This is a genomic window from Micromonospora sp. NPDC047738 (assembly GCF_040642675.1).
In the GTDB taxonomy this organism is placed as follows: domain Bacteria; phylum Actinomycetota; class Actinomycetes; order Mycobacteriales; family Micromonosporaceae; genus Micromonospora.
In genome coordinates this window covers 105,973-120,851 of sequence record NZ_JBEYSO010000018.1, presented here as the reverse complement: position 1 = coordinate 120,851, position 14,879 = coordinate 105,973, and the positions used below count along the sequence as shown (strand labels likewise).

The following is a 14,879-nucleotide window of genomic DNA, read 5'->3' as shown; positions in this document are numbered from 1 at the left end:
CAGGTCGGCCGCGACATCTTCCTGGCTCGTCACGGCTTTGGTCGGGCGCGGGTCTACTTCCTCGTCCATGCTGGCAGGCGGTACGACTCTAAAGCGATCATGGGTGTGGCACACGGCTACGCGCTCGGACGCCCGCTCCGCTTTGACGAGTTTCACCGGTGGCGAACAGGCCGTCGCGCGAGGCATGCGGCGGCTCGGCTTCATCGTCGAGGGGAACACCTCAACCACACCCACAATGGGCGGTCGTCAAACCCTCGTCCTGATCGCCCCGTCATACGGCAACCCGGCCTCCCGAGCGCGATTCTCCGACACCCTGAGTCAACCGGTGTCTTTCCTTGCTCCACCGTTGAAGGCGGCCCTCCACGATGACGAACTAGACGCACTGCTCAAGCTGCATCCTGACGGCAGCGCCCGGTTCTGGGGAGCCCTGGCGAAGCACGACAGCAAGATGGACCGGCTCGCCGCCGGTGACCACATCCTGTTCACCGGCGACAACCAGGTACAGGCCATCGGAAAGGTTGGCTGCAAGCTACGGAACCAGACGCTCGCCGACCTGCTATGGAAGCCGGATCCGAAGACCGGCGGCTGGAGCAACGTCTACAGCGTGCTCGACTTCCATCCCGTCGACGACCTCAGCTACAGCGATATCCAAGTGCTCGCCGGCTACAAGCCGCGCGACGTCTTCCAGGAAACCCGCGTCCCATCATCCGAACAAGCCGCCGCCCTCATCGTCGGCCTTGGCCTCGGAGGCGGCGACAGCGAACACCACCACGCCGAAGACGCCCTGGCCGAGGAAGCCCTGATCGCTGCGCTCAACAACGAATCCGCGATCTTCGGCGCGGACAGGGGGAGGGCAACCACACCGACACGACCGAGTACGAGCGGAAGGCGGGCAAGGTGACCTTGAGGCGCGCCGAAGCCCGCCTCGTGGCCAGATACCGCCAGACCCTCCCTGACGCACAAGCTCACCGGCTCAAACTCGCCGTGGGTTGGTCCGACCTCTACAGCGTCGAAGACGCCGACCTGATCGAAGCCAAACGGTCAGCTGGCCACCGCTACGTGCGCGACACCCTCGGGCAACTACTCGACTATGCAGCCTACGCGAGTCACCCCGTCAACCGGTTCGACCGCCCTGTTTCCAGAACGGCCCGCTGCCCGCGACGTCCGCCTTCTCCACATGTATGGCATCGACTGCCTGTACTGGGCCACCGGCGGCACCTTCCACCGATTGGAAGCACCTCAAGGCGCACGAGACCGCATCCGGGAAGCCTGGTCAGTCCCGCCGATCGCAGTAGAGGGGCGGGCTGGACTCGGCGGCAAGTAAGAGGCGGCGACGATCGGTGATCGGGCATCCCTCCGGCTAGGAGGCTTGGAGGGGTCTTGCCTGCCTACGGGCGGGCTGGACCTGAACCAAGTTGTCCTGGCCCACTAAGAAGTAGGTCGTGGAGCGCGAAATTCAACCTCTGCCCCTGGCGACTACCAACGTCGGGGTGCAACCAGTCTTGCCAGCGGATAGTCCCGTGCCGGCGCTCCGGCTTTGGAGCATTCGGCGGTCGATCGCGCTGGTCATCGCCGCTGCCGTGCTCGTGGTTGGAGCCATGGTTGCTGGTGCATTCTGGTACGCCGGCTGGCCGGGCGTCCGTCGGGACAGCACCGTCACGGCGGGCACGCTGTTTGACCTTCTGAAACTGGTCTTTTCCGTCGTGGCGGGTGTTGGCGGCGTCGCAGCTCTGGTGGTGGCCTATCGGCGGCAGCGCGTCGCCGAGCACGCAAACAAGCTGGCCGAGTTTGCCCACGAGTTGGCTCACGCTGCTGACCTACGCGCAGAGGCGGCCGAGAGCCGAGCCAAGATCGAAACCGACCGCAATGGCATCCGGCTGTTCAATGAGCGATTCGCCAAGGCGTCCGAACAGCTCGGCTCGGACAAGGCGGCAGTGCGGTTGGCCGGGGTCTACGCCATGGCCGGTCTAGCAGACGACTGGCGAGATGGTCGGCAGACCTGCATCGACGTTCTCTGCGCCTACCTCCGCATGCCCTACACCCCGCCGCCAACAGCTTCGGACGGAGCGCCGACGCTGATCGACGAGAAGGCGGCGACTGAGGCACGGACGGCTCGTGAGGAGCGAGAGGTCCGGCACACGGTAATTCGGCTCATCGTCAGGCACTTGCGCGTTGCTGAGGAAGAGGCCACCTCATGGCGGGATCTTGACTTTGACTTCACCGGCGCCGTCTTCGATGGTGGCGACTTCTCGAATGTGACGTTCAGCGGCGGGACGGTGTCCTTCGCTGGCGTGACGTTCGGCGGCGAGAGGGTATCCTTCGCCCGCGTGGCGTTCAGCGGCGGGGCGGTGTCCTTCGACGGAGCGACGTTCAGCAGCGGGGCGGTGCTCTTCAACAGCGCGACGTTCAGCGGCGGGGACGTGTCCTTCGCCGGCGCGACATTCAGTGGCGCGGCCCTGTCCTTCGCCCGAGCGACATTCAGCGGCGCGTTGGTCCACTTCGACGGGGCGAAGTTCAGCGGCGAGGAGATGGACTTCCTCCGTGCGAAGTTCAGCGACGGGGCGGTGTCCTTCGACGGAGCGACATTCAGTCGCGGGCTCGTGTCCTTCGCCCATGCGATGTTCAGCGGCGCGGAGGTGTTCTTCGACGGGGCGAAGTTCAGCGGCGGAGTGGTGCTCTTCAACAGCGCGACGTTCAGCGGCGGCGGGGTGTCCTTCACCGCCGCCACATTCGGTAGTGGGAAGGTGTCCTTCGCCCGCGCGGCATTCAGCGGCGGAGCGGTCTCATTCGACGAGGCGTCGTTTGATATCTCGCCCGGCTTTGATCATTGGCTGGATGGGAGGCCTCCGGACGGTCTGCGCCCGCCGGAAACGTGAACACGTGTCGTCCATGTGTCGCGGCCTGCCTGCTCGGAGGCAGAAGCCCAGGTCAGCGCGTTGAGATTGGCGCTCTGTAAATCCGTCGCGAAAGCTACAGAGGTTCGAATCCTCTACCCGCCACCAGGTGTGAGAACGGCCCCTGACCAGCAGGAATGCTGATCGGGGGCCGTTGTCGTTTGTCCGGCCGGGTCCGGCTGAGTCCAGCGGTTGAGGACTGGTTGTGGGCAGATCGTGGGCGGGTCGATCTTGCCCCTGAGAGCTCTTCTGAGGCTGCGGACGCCGGGGTTGGTGTCTCTTTGTTGGGCTAGCTCGGGCCGTGCTTGTAGCGATCGGCTGAGGGCTCCGCCGTGAGGCGCGGCCGGCTGGCACGCTCTTGTATCGACGCGGAATGCACCACCGCCTTGAGCAACAGTCCGCAGGTGTCGACCAGGACATGCCGCTTACGGCCCCGAGTGCGTTTGCCGGCGTAGCCGATCGCCTCACCACCCTGGTGGCTGTGCGCGGTCTGCGAGTCCAACACCGCCGCCGATGGCTGCGGGTCACGTCCCTCGGCCCACCCGAGGATCGTGTCGATGACCAACCGACGTGGATACCGCAACGGCCGACCACCCCGACTCGGATCCCGCCGCGGCAGCAACGGCTCGATCACCGCCCACTGCCCATCAGTCAACGACGACTCATACGCCGGCTTACAGACACAGCGACACAGACGTGATCCTCGCTGACACAATCAGCGAAGATCACGTCCAGGTATCACAACACTCTCTGACGGGTCAACCACCGGATGGGACAAGGACCCGGCCGGCGGCGTCATCGCCCGCGGTGCCGTCCTGTCTTTCTGGCAGGCGAACGACTACCGCGCGTCCGTGCACCCGGCGACGCTGTGTCTGCGGCGGGATCTCGTCTTCGCCCTGGGCGGCTGGATGGCCCTGCCCGCCTCCGAGGACACCGGTCTCTTGCTCGCCGCCAACGCTGTCAGCGAGGGCTACTTCACGCGCGAAGACGGCCTGCTCGACCGCAAGTGGCCCGGCCAGGTCACCGGCCAGGCCGCACACAGGGAACCGGCCGAGTATCGAGGGCGAATGAGGATCATCGAGGCCAGATCCGTCGCCTTGGCCGCGATACTGCCGGAAGGACTGCCGCTTACTCCTCTGGCGTAGCTTCGTGGCCCGGCATCCCTTGGGTCCGGCGCCGTTGCTTCATCTCCGCCTCGTAGATGTGCCGCCGGCCTCCGGCGAGCTGTTCCCGCGCGTAACGCTGGATCTCCTGGACCGCCGCGTAGTAGCCGTCATCGAACTCCTCCACGATCTGGAAGGTCCACCGACCAGGCAGGACGTTCCGGCCAAGCAGCTCTTGCTCTACGCGGTTAGCTACCGCGCCATGCCCCGCTTCGCGCAGCAGGGTCACTACTCGATCGAGAGTGAGATCCGCCCCACCAACCAGTTGATGGGCCGAGTAGAGGTGCCCGCGTACCCGGTGAACCGTCTCCAGCGCCTTGCTCAGTTCCCCTAGAGCCTCAACGGTCACATCGTCGAGGTGCTCAGGTCTCGTATGCCCTTGGTCCGTCCCCTCTTGCCACGTATCAGCCTCCTCAGGTCGCACGTCTCGTCAGGATAGGCCTATTTGCGTTCTTGCATGCTCGAAATCTCGCGAACAATATATGCAGGGAGCCCTTCCGAGGTGTCGAAGTCGCGAAGCGCCGACTCGATTGCAAGACGAATGTGCCGCGAATTGGCGGGCATTCCATCCCGAATGACCGATCTCATCGAGGACTTCAATATGTCGTGAGTCGCCTTTGCATCTGTAGCCGAGGCAGTGCTTACTCTCCCCGAGGTGTAACGTGGATCGGCATCAACCTGAATTGCTGCGCGCACAATCATCTGGATGGTGTGGGGTGAAAGCATTACGTGAGAAAGCGCGCGGCAGGCGAATGCGACAAGAGCTGGCTCGTCAGGATCGCCGCTCGGGACTTGCCCAATCAGCAGGCGCACCAGTTCATCGGCGCCGTCGTCGGTTGTTCTGTCGAAAATCTGCAAGACTATCTGGCCGACTACATGAAAACGCCCCCCGGAGATCCGGTCGCGAAGCACTGCATGGAGCTCAGGCAGGTTGCCTCTAGTCCTAACAATGTATTCTGCCGCGAAGTATTCAAGGAATGTGCGATGGGTGAATCCGTAAGTGGGCTGGCCGTTAACGGAGTCAACATCGGAAAGTATCCAGGCGCGCCCCGTGCAGAAGTCTAGGAACTCCTCTGCTGTCTTTATTGCTTCATCGTGGTCGAAATGTTTCGCCGTGAGGTAGGTTGCAATCGAAGCTATCACTCTCCGCCGGGGCATCGCGCCACTTGAGCCAAAGTTGGACGCCCCGCCTAGCTGCTCGAAAGCCAGGTACTGTACCGCCCCTCGGATACGAGCATGGAATTCTGCGGATCCCTTAATGTCCCGCATGTAGTCCCAATGGCGGAAGAGGAGGAGTGCGCAATGTTCATAAGCCTCAACCATATTCTGAGGAATATACCCTTCGGACGAGTACATTCCACACAGAAGCGATAGGAGAAGGGGGTTGCGCCTGAGATCTGGTACGGTCGCGCTCTCTCGGAGAAAGTTTCTGGCAAGCGCATGTTGCTGCGCACGTGGCGTCTGATCGTCCAGGGTGAACCATTTCTCAACGTACTGCCCGACTCTGCTCTCGTCAAAATCAAGTACCTGTGCGTGTGCGAATCGCCGGGAGTTGAAGGGAGCATCGTCGTATCCGACAGATCTGGCGGTCACGAGGACGGTCGCCATTGGATAAGCGCTGATGAAACCTTCAATAAGTCTGACGACTCGCCGGCGAAGGTCCGGCTCTATCAGCTCGTCAAGTCCATCGAGGATCACAACCGCTCGACCGACGCTGACGAGATACTCGACGGCGTCTGGCGGCGGGTTGATGTTATACGGATCGGCGGCGACATATTTCAAATAGTCGATGAGGGGTCGGCCACCAGAGCTGAATGCTGTCGTGTGATTTCTTAGTATGACCAGAAATGGAACTAGTTGAGTTTCGCCCCAGGCATTGCCGGCGGCAGTGTCGTAGGCAAGCTTGGTAGCCATTGTCGACTTTCCTGCGCCGGGGTTTCCAAGCACGACTAGCCGCCCCGTCGCACTAAGCATCTCGGGAAGAGATGAGGCGGCGATGGGCATGTCTTGTATCTCCAGCGGAGGATCCACGTATAGCTGGTCATAGGGAACCGTTTTGCGACTCCCGAGGTGGGGAAGCTGTAGCTCGCCATGTAGTGCTACTACCTGCTCTCGCAGCCTTTTCGCGAAGATGTGGAAGCCGTTGAGACTTTCTGCCCTGGAAAGGACTTCTCCCTTCCGAGCGGCCAAGGATGCAAGTTGGGCTATGCCGGCAGCCGATGCAGCGTCCACAAGGGGCTTCGACGAGCGGATGCGCTGGTCCGCGACGGCGGCCAATAGCGCGCCTTCGAGGACGTTCGCGATACCAGGCCGCTGATCCGCCTTGAGGGCGACAAAGTGCCGCAAACCTTCGATAATCTCCGCTCGTACAGCAGAACGGACTTCGTCTGGATCCTGATTCGGGAGAAGTTCCGCCAATGCTGCATGCAGGGCTACCTCCTCAAAGTCTGGGGATGAGAGGTAGCGGGAAAGCCCAGCAAGCTGATCACCGGTCAGCTCTTCGAGCAGCTGCGAAGAAAGCTTCACCGAGATCGTCGTCCTTGCCGAATCTCTCATTTCATCTGACCGCCGGGCGCTTAGTGCCCTTCTTGCGAGTGCGGTAAGTGCGCGCGTTAGCGCTCGGGTCGCGGCTAGCTCAAGACTGGAGGCCAACTTGTTTCCCACTTATCGTCGCGGCTGGACTAGACGTGTAGCCAGGTTCATGTTAGAGGGGCTTGGCAATTGCGCCGTCGATCGCGGACGGTTTGTGTCTGTATCCGAGGCATATGGATGTGATGTCGGTTATCGAGGATGCTCTGCAGATGAGGTCGGGCTCCGTATATCTGCAAGTAAGGAAATAGCAGGCTAAGTGCATCTAAATCGGCAACGCCGATTGCATACGTGCGCCTCGGTCGGCTCTAACTCTTCGACAAGCTTTTGGCGGGGCAGGCGGAGCCGGATGTTGGTGGGGGTGCGCCAGGGCGACCCCGTGAACAAGTTGGAGGTTGAGCGATGGCTCTGCGAGGCGGCACGCGGTCCGCCGTGCGGTTCGAGGACGTGTTCCCGGCGGGGTGCGCGTTGGTGCCCGAGTCCCTGGGCGAGGTCGAGGACTACGACGAGAAGACCGGCCGGCGTACCCCGGCCAAGGACAAGGTGACCGGCCAGCGGGTATGGCAGGTCCGGGTGATGGACCTCGACCCTGAGCTGGGGAAGCGGTCGCGAGAGACGACGGTGAAGATCTCTGCCGACTACCAGCCGGTGCCGCCCACGGGTGCGCCGTTCGAGGCGGTGGAGTTCGACGGGATGACGGTCACGCCGTACGTGAGCAACAACGGTCGGATGGCGTACTCGCTGCGCGCGACCGGGCTGCGCGCCCCCGGCGGGCGTGACCAAGAAGGCGGCGGCGTAGCCGCTTCGGGTGGGGGGTGTCCCTATGGGTTTGGTCAAGTCCCAGAGGGAGCCGACGTTAACCGGTGGGTGAGTTCGTCGAGGCAGGCGTTGAGGTCGGTGCCGGTGGACATTTCGTAGTGGGTGCTGGTGACGGTGCCGGCGGAGATGTGGGCGATGTCGAGTTCTGCTTCGCCGCTGGTCCAGACGGTCAGCTGGGCTTCCTGGTCGGTGGTGGTGCAGACGATCCAGGCCGCTGACTTGTCGCGGGTGGGTCCGCGATGCAGTTCCCATCGCACGCCCGCGCTGGTCCATTGGCTGGCGCGGGCGGTGACGGCATCGGCGAAGTCGTCGAGGTCCAGTTCCATCACGCTGGCGATGGTAGGGCGATCACGGGCCTGTGCTGGTAGGGGATCTTGTCGCGGAGCATGGCGAACAGGACGACGCAGCGACGGCGGGCCAGGCAGATCAGGGCGGCGTTGTGTTTCTTGCCTTGGGCGCGTTTGCGGTCGTAGTAGGCGCGGCTGACCGGGTCGGCCAGGGCGGCGAACGCGGCGAGGAAGAAGGCGCGTTTGAGCTGCTTGTTGCCGCCCTTGGGTGGGTGTTCGCCGCGGATCGAGCTGCCGGAGCGGCGGGTGACCGGGGCCAGGCCGGCGTAGGCGGCCAGGTGCCCTGGGGTGGGGAAGGCGGTGCCGTCGCCGACTTCGAGCAGGATCCGGGCTGCGGTCCTGACTCCGATGCCGGGCATCGAGACCTCCGATCTTGCTAAGAGTCAAGCGGCTGCGGCGCCGACGGGTGCGGATGGTCGGCCGAAGGCCTTGACGGGTCGTAGGTTTGGCCGGTTTGCAGGCAGTGGTGGAGTTGGCCGCGCATGCGGTTGAACAGGTGGCGTAGAGCGGCGGAGTGTCGGTCTCCGCGGGCGCGGCGACGGTCGTAGTGGTCCTTGCTTGGACCGGGCCTGGGGATGGCCGCGAAGGCCCAGAGGAAGCCGACGGTGTTGAGTCGGTCGTTCTTGACGGTTCGGCGTGTGATGGCGATGCTGCGGCCGGAGGCCCTCGTCACTGGTGCACCCGTGGCCGGCGCCGCTGCCCGCGTCTTGGGCTGGGCAGCTGGAACGGCCGGAGCCGCTGCGGTACGTGCAGGTGGAGCCGACGGTGGTGGTGGAGATCGACGCGGACGTGGCGTTCGAGCACGGCAGGTGGCGGCATCGGGTGCGGTACGCGCGGGTCCGGCCGGACCTGTCGGTCTACGACGTGCCGCTGCTCCTCGGCGAGGGCGAAGACCCGTTCGGGATTGCGATTGGCTGACGGACGATGCTGCCGGTTCGCGGGGTACCGCCTGCGGGGGAGGCTGGGTAGCGAGCGGCTACGCCGCTGATGGTCCGCGCCGCACACATCCGGTCGTCGTCGCAGTTGCCGGGCTGGGATTGCTCGCACGTGGGCTCACCGTGTGGATCCTTTGTCGAGGATGAGGCGACTGGTCAGGTGTCCTGGTGTTGGTGGCCTTTGGTGGCGCAGTCGCGCCAGATGCGGGACAGGTGTTGGACCATGCGGGCGGTGGCCGGGTGGTCAGGGTGGTCGCGCCGGTGGGTAGTGATGGCGTCGGCGAGGAGAGTGCGGGCGGCTTGGCAGTGGCCGAGGGCGTGAAGGACAAGGGCGGTGCTGGCGTGGGTGGCGAGGGTCCGGTGGGCGTGCGGGCCTTCGAGGCGGGTGAGCTGGTCGGCCAGTTCCCGGTAGAGGCGATAGGCGCGCTGGTGGTGTCCGGCCCGCCGGTGGGCAACGGCGTGGAGGTGGAGCGCGTGGAGGCTACGCGGGTGGGTGGGGCCGTGGAGTTGGACGCTGCTGTAGTGGGCGTAGGTGGCCCAGGCAACGGCGTCGGACGGATGGTCGAGCCGAAGTAGCAGTTCCGCCAGCAGCGCGGCGGCGTCGGTGTAGAGCGGGTGTGCGGGCGCGGTAGCGGGATCGATGCCGGTGAGGCTGTCGTGCAGGAGTTGTCGGGCGCGGAGTGGGTCGTCGAGGGCTAGGTGGCGGGCGGTGGCGACAGCCTGCGCGCGTTCGGTGTCGACGCTGGAGCTGGGTAGGGGTGCGGCGCGCCAGGTGAGCGTGATGTCGCCGGGGGTGGCGCCGATGGTGATGCGGGCGAGGACGCGGTGGGCGTGGATGGCGGCGAGGTGCGGGGGTGTCGGCGTGCCGCTCGGGGGGATGATCCTGGGCGCGTGCCGTAGGAGCGCCCGGCCGACCGTGTCGGCGATGGCCGCGGCGTCAAGGGGTCGGGGCCGGCAGCCCGTCTGGCACTGGTAGCCCTGTACGGAATCCTGCGGCTCGGTGTGCGCCATTGGTTGGTGGCAGAACGTGCAGAGCAGCTCTGCCGCTAGGTACGCCTCCCACGAGTCGGAGGCCGGCCTGCCTGGATGGGGTGCGGGTGGTGCGGTGGCTTTGGTGACCCACTTCTGAACCAGGCGCGGGTTGAGGTTCATCTGACGGGCGACGGTGGTGACGGCGCCGTATGCCCTGACTCGGCGGGCATCCGTGACGCGCTGGACGACGGCGTCGATGAGCTCTGGCGGGTATCTGCTGGGGAAGGCCATGAGATGCGGGGTCCGTTGGGATGGTCGGGGCTCAGCTGGCAGCGGATGTCACCGGTTGAATGTTCGGTGGCGAGGGTTGTGCGACTACGTGTGCAGGTCTTGCCAGCGGTTGTCGACAGGGTGGGTGTTGATCGGCATGGCGTTGCCGTGGTGGGCGTTGCGGCGCATGGGGTGCAGGGTCGGGCCGTCGGGCAGGGTGATTGGTGGTCGGGGTGTGTAGCCGTAGCGGGCGAGCAGGTGTTCTGCGCTGGCGGGTGTGGTGGTCCAGGCGGGTAGGTCGATGCGGTTGAGGCGGCTGCGGTGGTGGGTCAGCAGCGCGGTGCCGTGGCCGGCTTTCTGGGCGTCGGGGCGGACGGCGAGGAACGCGAGGTGGTAGTGCGGTTCGGTGGGTTGTTTCGTGGATAGCAGGCTGTCCAGCAGGTCGAACCGGTTGGTGTGTGGTCCGGCGGCGTCGCCGAGGCGGATGCGGTAGTTGGCCGGTGGTGGGATCGGCCTGTAGCGGTGGAAGCCGACGGTGGCGGCGGTGAAGTTGTCGGTGAGGTAGATGTCGCCGTAGAACATGGCGTGTTCCACCCAGATCGCGAGGACATCGACCAGCACCTGGTGTCGCTGTTGCGGGTTGGGTACGAGCCATGCGGCGAGTGGGCTGGGGTGCAGGGCGTCGGCGATCAGCGCGGCGACGCCGTCCTTGTCTGCCCAGCGGGCGGCGCGGATAGCCACATCAGCCTCCAGGGACGTGATTTTCAATGGTGGGTGGGGTCGGACAGCGGAACCGGCGCTCGTGGCCCGTCTAGGCGGGCCCGGCATCGACTCCCTGGTGGACGGCGTCGCGGGCGCGGTCGTGGCCGCAACCCGACAGGGGCGTTGCACGTGGGCGGGGGATCGGTGCGGGTGGCGCGGTGTTGGCGGCGGCGATGTCGGCGACGAAGGCGTTGATCTGGCCTTCGCTGATACCGGGCATGCAGATGACGTGGCTAATGTCGCCGTCGGTGGCGATCAGCCACTTTTCCCGCACGGTGGCGGGTGGTGTGTGGAGCACGACGGTGAGGGCGTGGGGGTGCCGCCACGCGGGCCAGCCGACGGCGGTGAGCTGGTCGACGGTGTAGACGGCGAGGTGTCGTGCCTCGCTTACGCGCCATCGGTGTCCCTCTCGGCCGTGGGTGGCGATGGCGTGCCACAGCAGTGTGGCGGCGAGGCCGCATCGGGATCCGGTGATGGTGGTGTCCCGCGTGGCGGTGTACGCGATGTGGCTGCCGCGCCTGCCGGCGCTGCCGCGGATGAGGACGACTCCGCATGGTGTCGGTGTGCCGAAGAACTTGTGGCCGGAGATGGCGATGCTGCTGATGCCGCTGGCGTTGTCGAGGCGGAGCCGGCCGTCGAGGGCGAGCGGGATGCCGGACAGTGCCGCGTCGACGTGCAGGTGCCAGTCGGTGGCGTGTTCGGCAACGGTGTCGCGGATGCGGCTGGTGTCGTCGACGGCTTCGGTCATGGTCGTGCCGGCCGTGGCCACCATGATCGCCGGCCGGTTACGGCGCCTTCTCACTTGGGCGGCAAGGTCTTCGTAGTTCATCTCGCCGTCGTCGTGTGCCTTGATTACGACGGCTGGTGCGCCGATGATGCCGAGGATTTTGGGGATGGAGTAGTGCGCGGCGGTCGAGTAGTAGACGATCGCCCTGGGGTGGCGGCGGTAGGCGGTGTGGAGGGCGGCGAGGTTGCCCTCGGTGCCGCCGGTGGTCACGTATCCCCAACGGTCATCCGCGGGCATGGCGAGGGCCTCGGCGACCCAGGCGATGACGGCCCGCTCCAGGATTTTGGTGTGGGCCGCCCCGCCCGGGTCGGTGGTCGGGTCGCCGACGTTGTTCCACAGCCGCTTGCCCATGCGGGCCATGACGTCGCTGTAGTCGAGGTCCACGGCGCCGGGAAACCCGATGCTCATCGGCGCCGCGTCCTCGGCCTGGTCCACGAGTTGCTCGAGCGCGGCGGTGACGTCGATCGGCACGTCGCTGAGGTTCGCGGCCTCGGCGAGGGTGACGGTAGGGCGGTCGGTCACGCCTGCTGCTCCCCGGTCAAGAGGGCTGCGAGGGTGTGGTGCAGCACCCCGAGTTGGCGCCACATTCCCCGGGTCGCGTCGTCGCCCTGCTCGGTGAGGTTCGCGTGCGGGTTGTAGTAGGAGATCCGGTCGGGGTCGAGGGTCTTGTTGCACCGGATCCCGTCGACGCCCAGGGGCGCGTGGGGGTCGCGTTCCGCGTGCAGGACTGTGCCGTCGGTCAGCAGGGCGTAGCACTGGCCCTTGAGGTCGAACACGGAGCGGCGGCGATGGTCGATCGGCTGGTCGCGCAGGGCCCGCGCGACCTGGTACCACCTGCCCTGGTCGGTGTCGAGCGTGGTGACGCCGACCCCCACGTAGACCGCGCTGTCGGGCAGGGTCATGTCGCCGCCGTTGACCATCGACCCGTCGGGCCCGAGAGGATTCCAACGGCGCCCGGCCGCAGTCGCGCGGGCGATGTTGTCCGCCGCGACCTCGGCCAGGTCAGCGAGAAGTCGAGGCAGATTGTTCGACTCCGGCGACGCCAGCCACAGCCGGTACGCCGTGAACAGCTGGTAGCCGTGAGGCTCGGCCGGCGCCGCCGCAGTGTAGAACAGCATCACCCCGTGCGGGCCAATCGCGTCACGCTGCCCGAACCGCTCGTCGGCCGCATGCATGTGACCCATGTTGAGTCGCTTGCTCCGGAAGACGATCTGCATACGCAGGTCGGCCCAGAAACGGGCATCCGATGCCACCCCGTCGTCGATGTGCCGCGGCGGATGCGACCGCGTGGGCGGTGAGGCGACCGGTGGTGCGATCCGGGCAGGCATCGGGTCAGGCGGTCGGAGGTAGTCGCCTGGCGCTCGGGGCGCACCGTAGCCGGGCAGTGGCACGTGCGTGGCGGCCCCCGGGTAGCCGGTCCCGTAGTGGGGCGGCGGGACGTGGATTGCGGGTCCGGGGGAGCCGGCAGGAGGACCGGCCGCTGTCTGTTCCGGTCGCCAGCCGGAGTCCAATGCATCGCCGTAGTGCCGGCTGCCCGGCAGCATCGCCGCGTGGGTTCTCATCGTCGCACCCTTCAGATCGAGACGTTGATGTCGTCAGGGATGGCGTGCGTCTTCGGCGTGCCACGGCCGATGCCGTAGTAGACCTCCGGGCGGGACTGCCGCAGGTGCCCTGCCCACACGGCGCCGACAATGGCAGCGGCGACAACGATCCCCGGCAGCAGATACGGGTACAGCGACCCGCGCGCGGCACCGAGCAGGGAGCCGACGTTGAAGACCATCGCGCCCAGCACCACCACCCCGCCAAGCAGGCCCAGCAACGGTGCGACCGTCCACGACCACACCCCAGGCCGGACGCCGCGCACACCAGCCGGAGCCATCACCGCAGCCCATGACGCGCCGAGCAGCAGGCACAGCAACCCCAACGCGCCCAGCGTCGACAGCCACGTGAACAGTGCGGCGACGGGATCGGCGCCGGTGACAGCGAACCCGCCCACCACCGCCACCGCGATGCTGGTCTGCACCAGCGACCCGCCACGCGGAGCGCTGACCCGCGCAGAACTGCTAGGCGCGAGACTGGACGGCAGGACTCCCTCGCGCGCCATGGCGAACACGTACCGGGCCACGACGTTGTGGAACGCCAGCATCGAGGTGACGATCGCGAAGATCAGCATCATCTCGCCCAGCAACGCCCACACACCGCCGACGCGTTCCAGAACCGAGAACGGCAACCCCGCCGCCCGGTCAGCGGCGACCGCGGCGACCTTGTCCGGCCCGACCGCCACCCCCATCGCCCACGCGGCAGCCGAGTAGACCACCGCGAGGGCAACCACGACGCCGATCGTGGCCCGGCTGATCGCCCGCCGGTCCACAACTTCCTCGGCGAAGGAGGCCGACGCGTCGATCCCCATCAACGCGGCCATACACAGCGCGAACGCACCACCGATACCGCTGACCGCCATACCCCCCGGGACAAAACCCTCCCAGGACAGGTCACCGGCAGCGGGCTGCGCCACCGCTCCCGCCACGAACACCGCCACGATGAGCAGCGAGGCGGCCAGCACGACGGCCAGCACCCGGGTCGACAACACGATCGCCCGCACACCGAGGACCCCGACGATGGTCAGGGCGATGCCCGCCCACACCCACCAGGTGCCGCCGACCTGCGCGGCCATCGTGGCACCGACCAGCCCGTACAGGCTGATCTGGATGGCGTTGTAGGCCACCAGAGCGACCACACCAGCGGCGACACCCCACGTACGACCCAAGCCGTGCGCGAGGATCGCGTAATAGGCCGCCGCATGCCCCACCTGACGCACCATCGCCGTGTAGCCGACCGCCAACAGGCCCACGACGCCACCGACCAGCAGGAACACCAGCGGCACGCCCGTCACCTGCGTGGCCGCGTAGGTGGCGGGGATACCGCCAGCGAGCACCACCATCGGCGCCGACGCCGCCGCCCCCAATACCCACAACCCGGTCGGCGTCAACGTCCGTCGGGCCAGAGCCACCTGCACATACGCCGACCTCACCGCCGCCCACCCCGCTCCGGAGAATCCGGGCACGACACACTCCGGCAGCCGTCCACCGGGTGCTGTCGCACATCGGCGGCGTTGGCGGGCACGATGTACACCGCGACCGGCCGCACGGGGCCGGGCTGCCAGAAACGCTCGTCGCGGTCGAGCCTCCGTTGGGCGGTGGCAGCATTGGGGGTGAACCCGAACAGGTCGTGCCGACCATCAGGCCACTCACGCCGGAGTGCGTAACCCCAAATGAACTCATCGGCCATCGCGCCTTCCGCGTCAGTCACGGCGGCACCAATACCCGCGGCGCCTGCCAATG

Annotated in this window: 14 protein-coding genes and 3 pseudogenes; 5 read left to right on the top strand and 12 right to left on the bottom strand. The window is 66.4% G+C overall.

Annotated elements, in window-relative coordinates:
• Positions 1–103 precede the first annotated feature (103 nt).
• Positions 104–901 (top strand): hypothetical protein, encoded by a 798-nt coding sequence (locus ABZ783_RS24960; protein WP_357442094.1) that lies wholly within the window; start codon positions 104–106, stop codon positions 899–901.
• 619 nt (positions 902–1,520) lie between these two features.
• Complete coding sequence (locus ABZ783_RS24955; RefSeq protein ID WP_357442093.1) at positions 1,521–2,876, top strand: pentapeptide repeat-containing protein; 1,356 nt, start codon at positions 1,521–1,523, stop codon at positions 2,874–2,876.
• Between the two features lie 307 nt (positions 2,877–3,183).
• Here the strand turns inward: ABZ783_RS24955 and ABZ783_RS24950 are convergent, their stop codons facing one another.
• Entirely contained in the window at positions 3,184–3,459 is a 276-nt protein-coding gene (locus ABZ783_RS24950) for a transposase (protein ID WP_357442092.1), read from the bottom strand.
• Between the two features lie 286 nt (positions 3,460–3,745).
• On the opposite strand from ABZ783_RS24950, the gene ABZ783_RS24945 reads away from it, so the two are divergent.
• Positions 3,746–4,039: a hypothetical protein gene (locus tag ABZ783_RS24945; RefSeq protein WP_357442091.1), complete on the top strand. Its 294-nt coding sequence runs from the start codon at positions 3,746–3,748 to the stop codon at positions 4,037–4,039.
• Here the strand turns inward: ABZ783_RS24945 and ABZ783_RS24940 are convergent.
• Positions 4,023–4,481, bottom strand: coding sequence for a hypothetical protein (locus ABZ783_RS24940; protein ID WP_357442090.1), 459 nt, complete (start codon positions 4,479–4,481; stop codon positions 4,023–4,025). The two genes, ABZ783_RS24945 and ABZ783_RS24940, sit on opposite strands and share 17 nt — an antisense overlap.
• Positions 4,482–4,498: 17 nt before the next feature.
• The gene (locus ABZ783_RS24935; RefSeq protein ID WP_357442089.1) at positions 4,499–6,583 is read right to left on the bottom strand and encodes an NACHT domain-containing protein; all 2,085 of its coding nucleotides are present in this window, start codon (positions 6,581–6,583) and stop codon (positions 4,499–4,501) included.
• A gap of 465 nt (positions 6,584–7,048) precedes the next feature.
• Here ABZ783_RS24935 and ABZ783_RS24930 point away from each other — a divergent pair.
• Positions 7,049–7,445 (top strand): annotated as a pseudogene (locus ABZ783_RS24930) (transcriptional regulator).
• A 34-nt stretch (positions 7,446–7,479) separates the two neighbouring features.
• Here ABZ783_RS24930 and ABZ783_RS24925 read toward each other — a convergent pair.
• From ABZ783_RS24925 to ABZ783_RS24915, 3 genes and pseudogenes are all read right to left on the bottom strand, one after another.
• Positions 7,480–7,791, bottom strand: a complete 312-nt coding sequence (locus ABZ783_RS24925; RefSeq protein WP_357442128.1) for a hypothetical protein — start codon at positions 7,789–7,791, stop codon at positions 7,480–7,482.
• Positions 7,791–8,174 (bottom strand): annotated as a pseudogene (locus ABZ783_RS24920) (transposase); the annotation flags it as partial. The pseudogene ABZ783_RS24920 and the gene ABZ783_RS24925, both read right to left, overlap by 1 nt.
• Positions 8,175–8,188: 14 nt before the next feature.
• Positions 8,189–8,494: pseudogene (locus tag ABZ783_RS24915) on the bottom strand (IS110 family transposase); the annotation flags it as partial.
• Here ABZ783_RS24915 and ABZ783_RS24910 point away from each other — a divergent pair.
• The gene (locus tag ABZ783_RS24910; protein WP_357442088.1) at positions 8,488–8,730 is read left to right on the top strand and encodes a hypothetical protein; all 243 of its coding nucleotides are present in this window, start codon (positions 8,488–8,490) and stop codon (positions 8,728–8,730) included. The pseudogene ABZ783_RS24915 and the gene ABZ783_RS24910 sit on opposite strands and share 7 nt — an antisense overlap.
• Positions 8,731–8,903: 173 nt before the next feature.
• Here the strand turns inward: ABZ783_RS24910 and ABZ783_RS24905 are convergent, their stop codons facing one another.
• The 6 genes from ABZ783_RS24905 to ABZ783_RS24880 form a co-directional block, all read right to left on the bottom strand.
• Complete coding sequence (locus ABZ783_RS24905; protein WP_357442087.1) at positions 8,904–9,899, bottom strand: tetratricopeptide repeat protein; 996 nt, start codon at positions 9,897–9,899, stop codon at positions 8,904–8,906.
• A 195-nt stretch (positions 9,900–10,094) separates the two neighbouring features.
• Entirely contained in the window at positions 10,095–10,730 is a 636-nt protein-coding gene (locus ABZ783_RS24900; protein ID WP_357442086.1) for a GNAT family N-acetyltransferase, read from the bottom strand.
• A 70-nt stretch (positions 10,731–10,800) separates the two neighbouring features.
• On the bottom strand, positions 10,801–12,060 hold the full coding sequence (locus ABZ783_RS24895; RefSeq protein WP_357442085.1) for a histidine decarboxylase: 1,260 nt from the start codon (positions 12,058–12,060) through the stop codon (positions 10,801–10,803).
• Complete coding sequence (locus tag ABZ783_RS24890; RefSeq protein WP_357442084.1) at positions 12,057–12,713, bottom strand: hypothetical protein; 657 nt, start codon at positions 12,711–12,713, stop codon at positions 12,057–12,059. The genes ABZ783_RS24895 and ABZ783_RS24890 overlap by 4 nt, the downstream gene beginning before the upstream one ends.
• A gap of 398 nt (positions 12,714–13,111) precedes the next feature.
• On the bottom strand, positions 13,112–14,554 hold the full coding sequence (locus ABZ783_RS24885; RefSeq protein WP_357442127.1) for an amino acid permease: 1,443 nt from the start codon (positions 14,552–14,554) through the stop codon (positions 13,112–13,114).
• A gap of 11 nt (positions 14,555–14,565) precedes the next feature.
• Positions 14,566–14,847: a hypothetical protein gene (locus ABZ783_RS24880; RefSeq protein ID WP_357442083.1), complete on the bottom strand. Its 282-nt coding sequence runs from the start codon at positions 14,845–14,847 to the stop codon at positions 14,566–14,568.
• Between the last annotated feature and the right edge of the window lie 32 nt (positions 14,848–14,879).

What these genes read in the sequence shown, in the direction of transcription:
- ABZ783_RS24925 (WP_357442128.1), bottom strand. Translation starts at nt 7,791, where the DNA reads ATGGAACTGGACCTCGACGACTTCGCCGATGCCGTCACCGCCCGCGCC.
- ABZ783_RS24905 (WP_357442087.1), bottom strand. Translation starts at nt 9,899, where the DNA reads ATGAACCTCAACCCGCGCCTGGTTCAGAAGTGGGTCACCAAAGCCACC.
- ABZ783_RS24890 (WP_357442084.1), bottom strand. Translation starts at nt 12,713, where the DNA reads ATGCATGCGGCCGACGAGCGGTTCGGGCAGCGTGACGCGATTGGCCCG.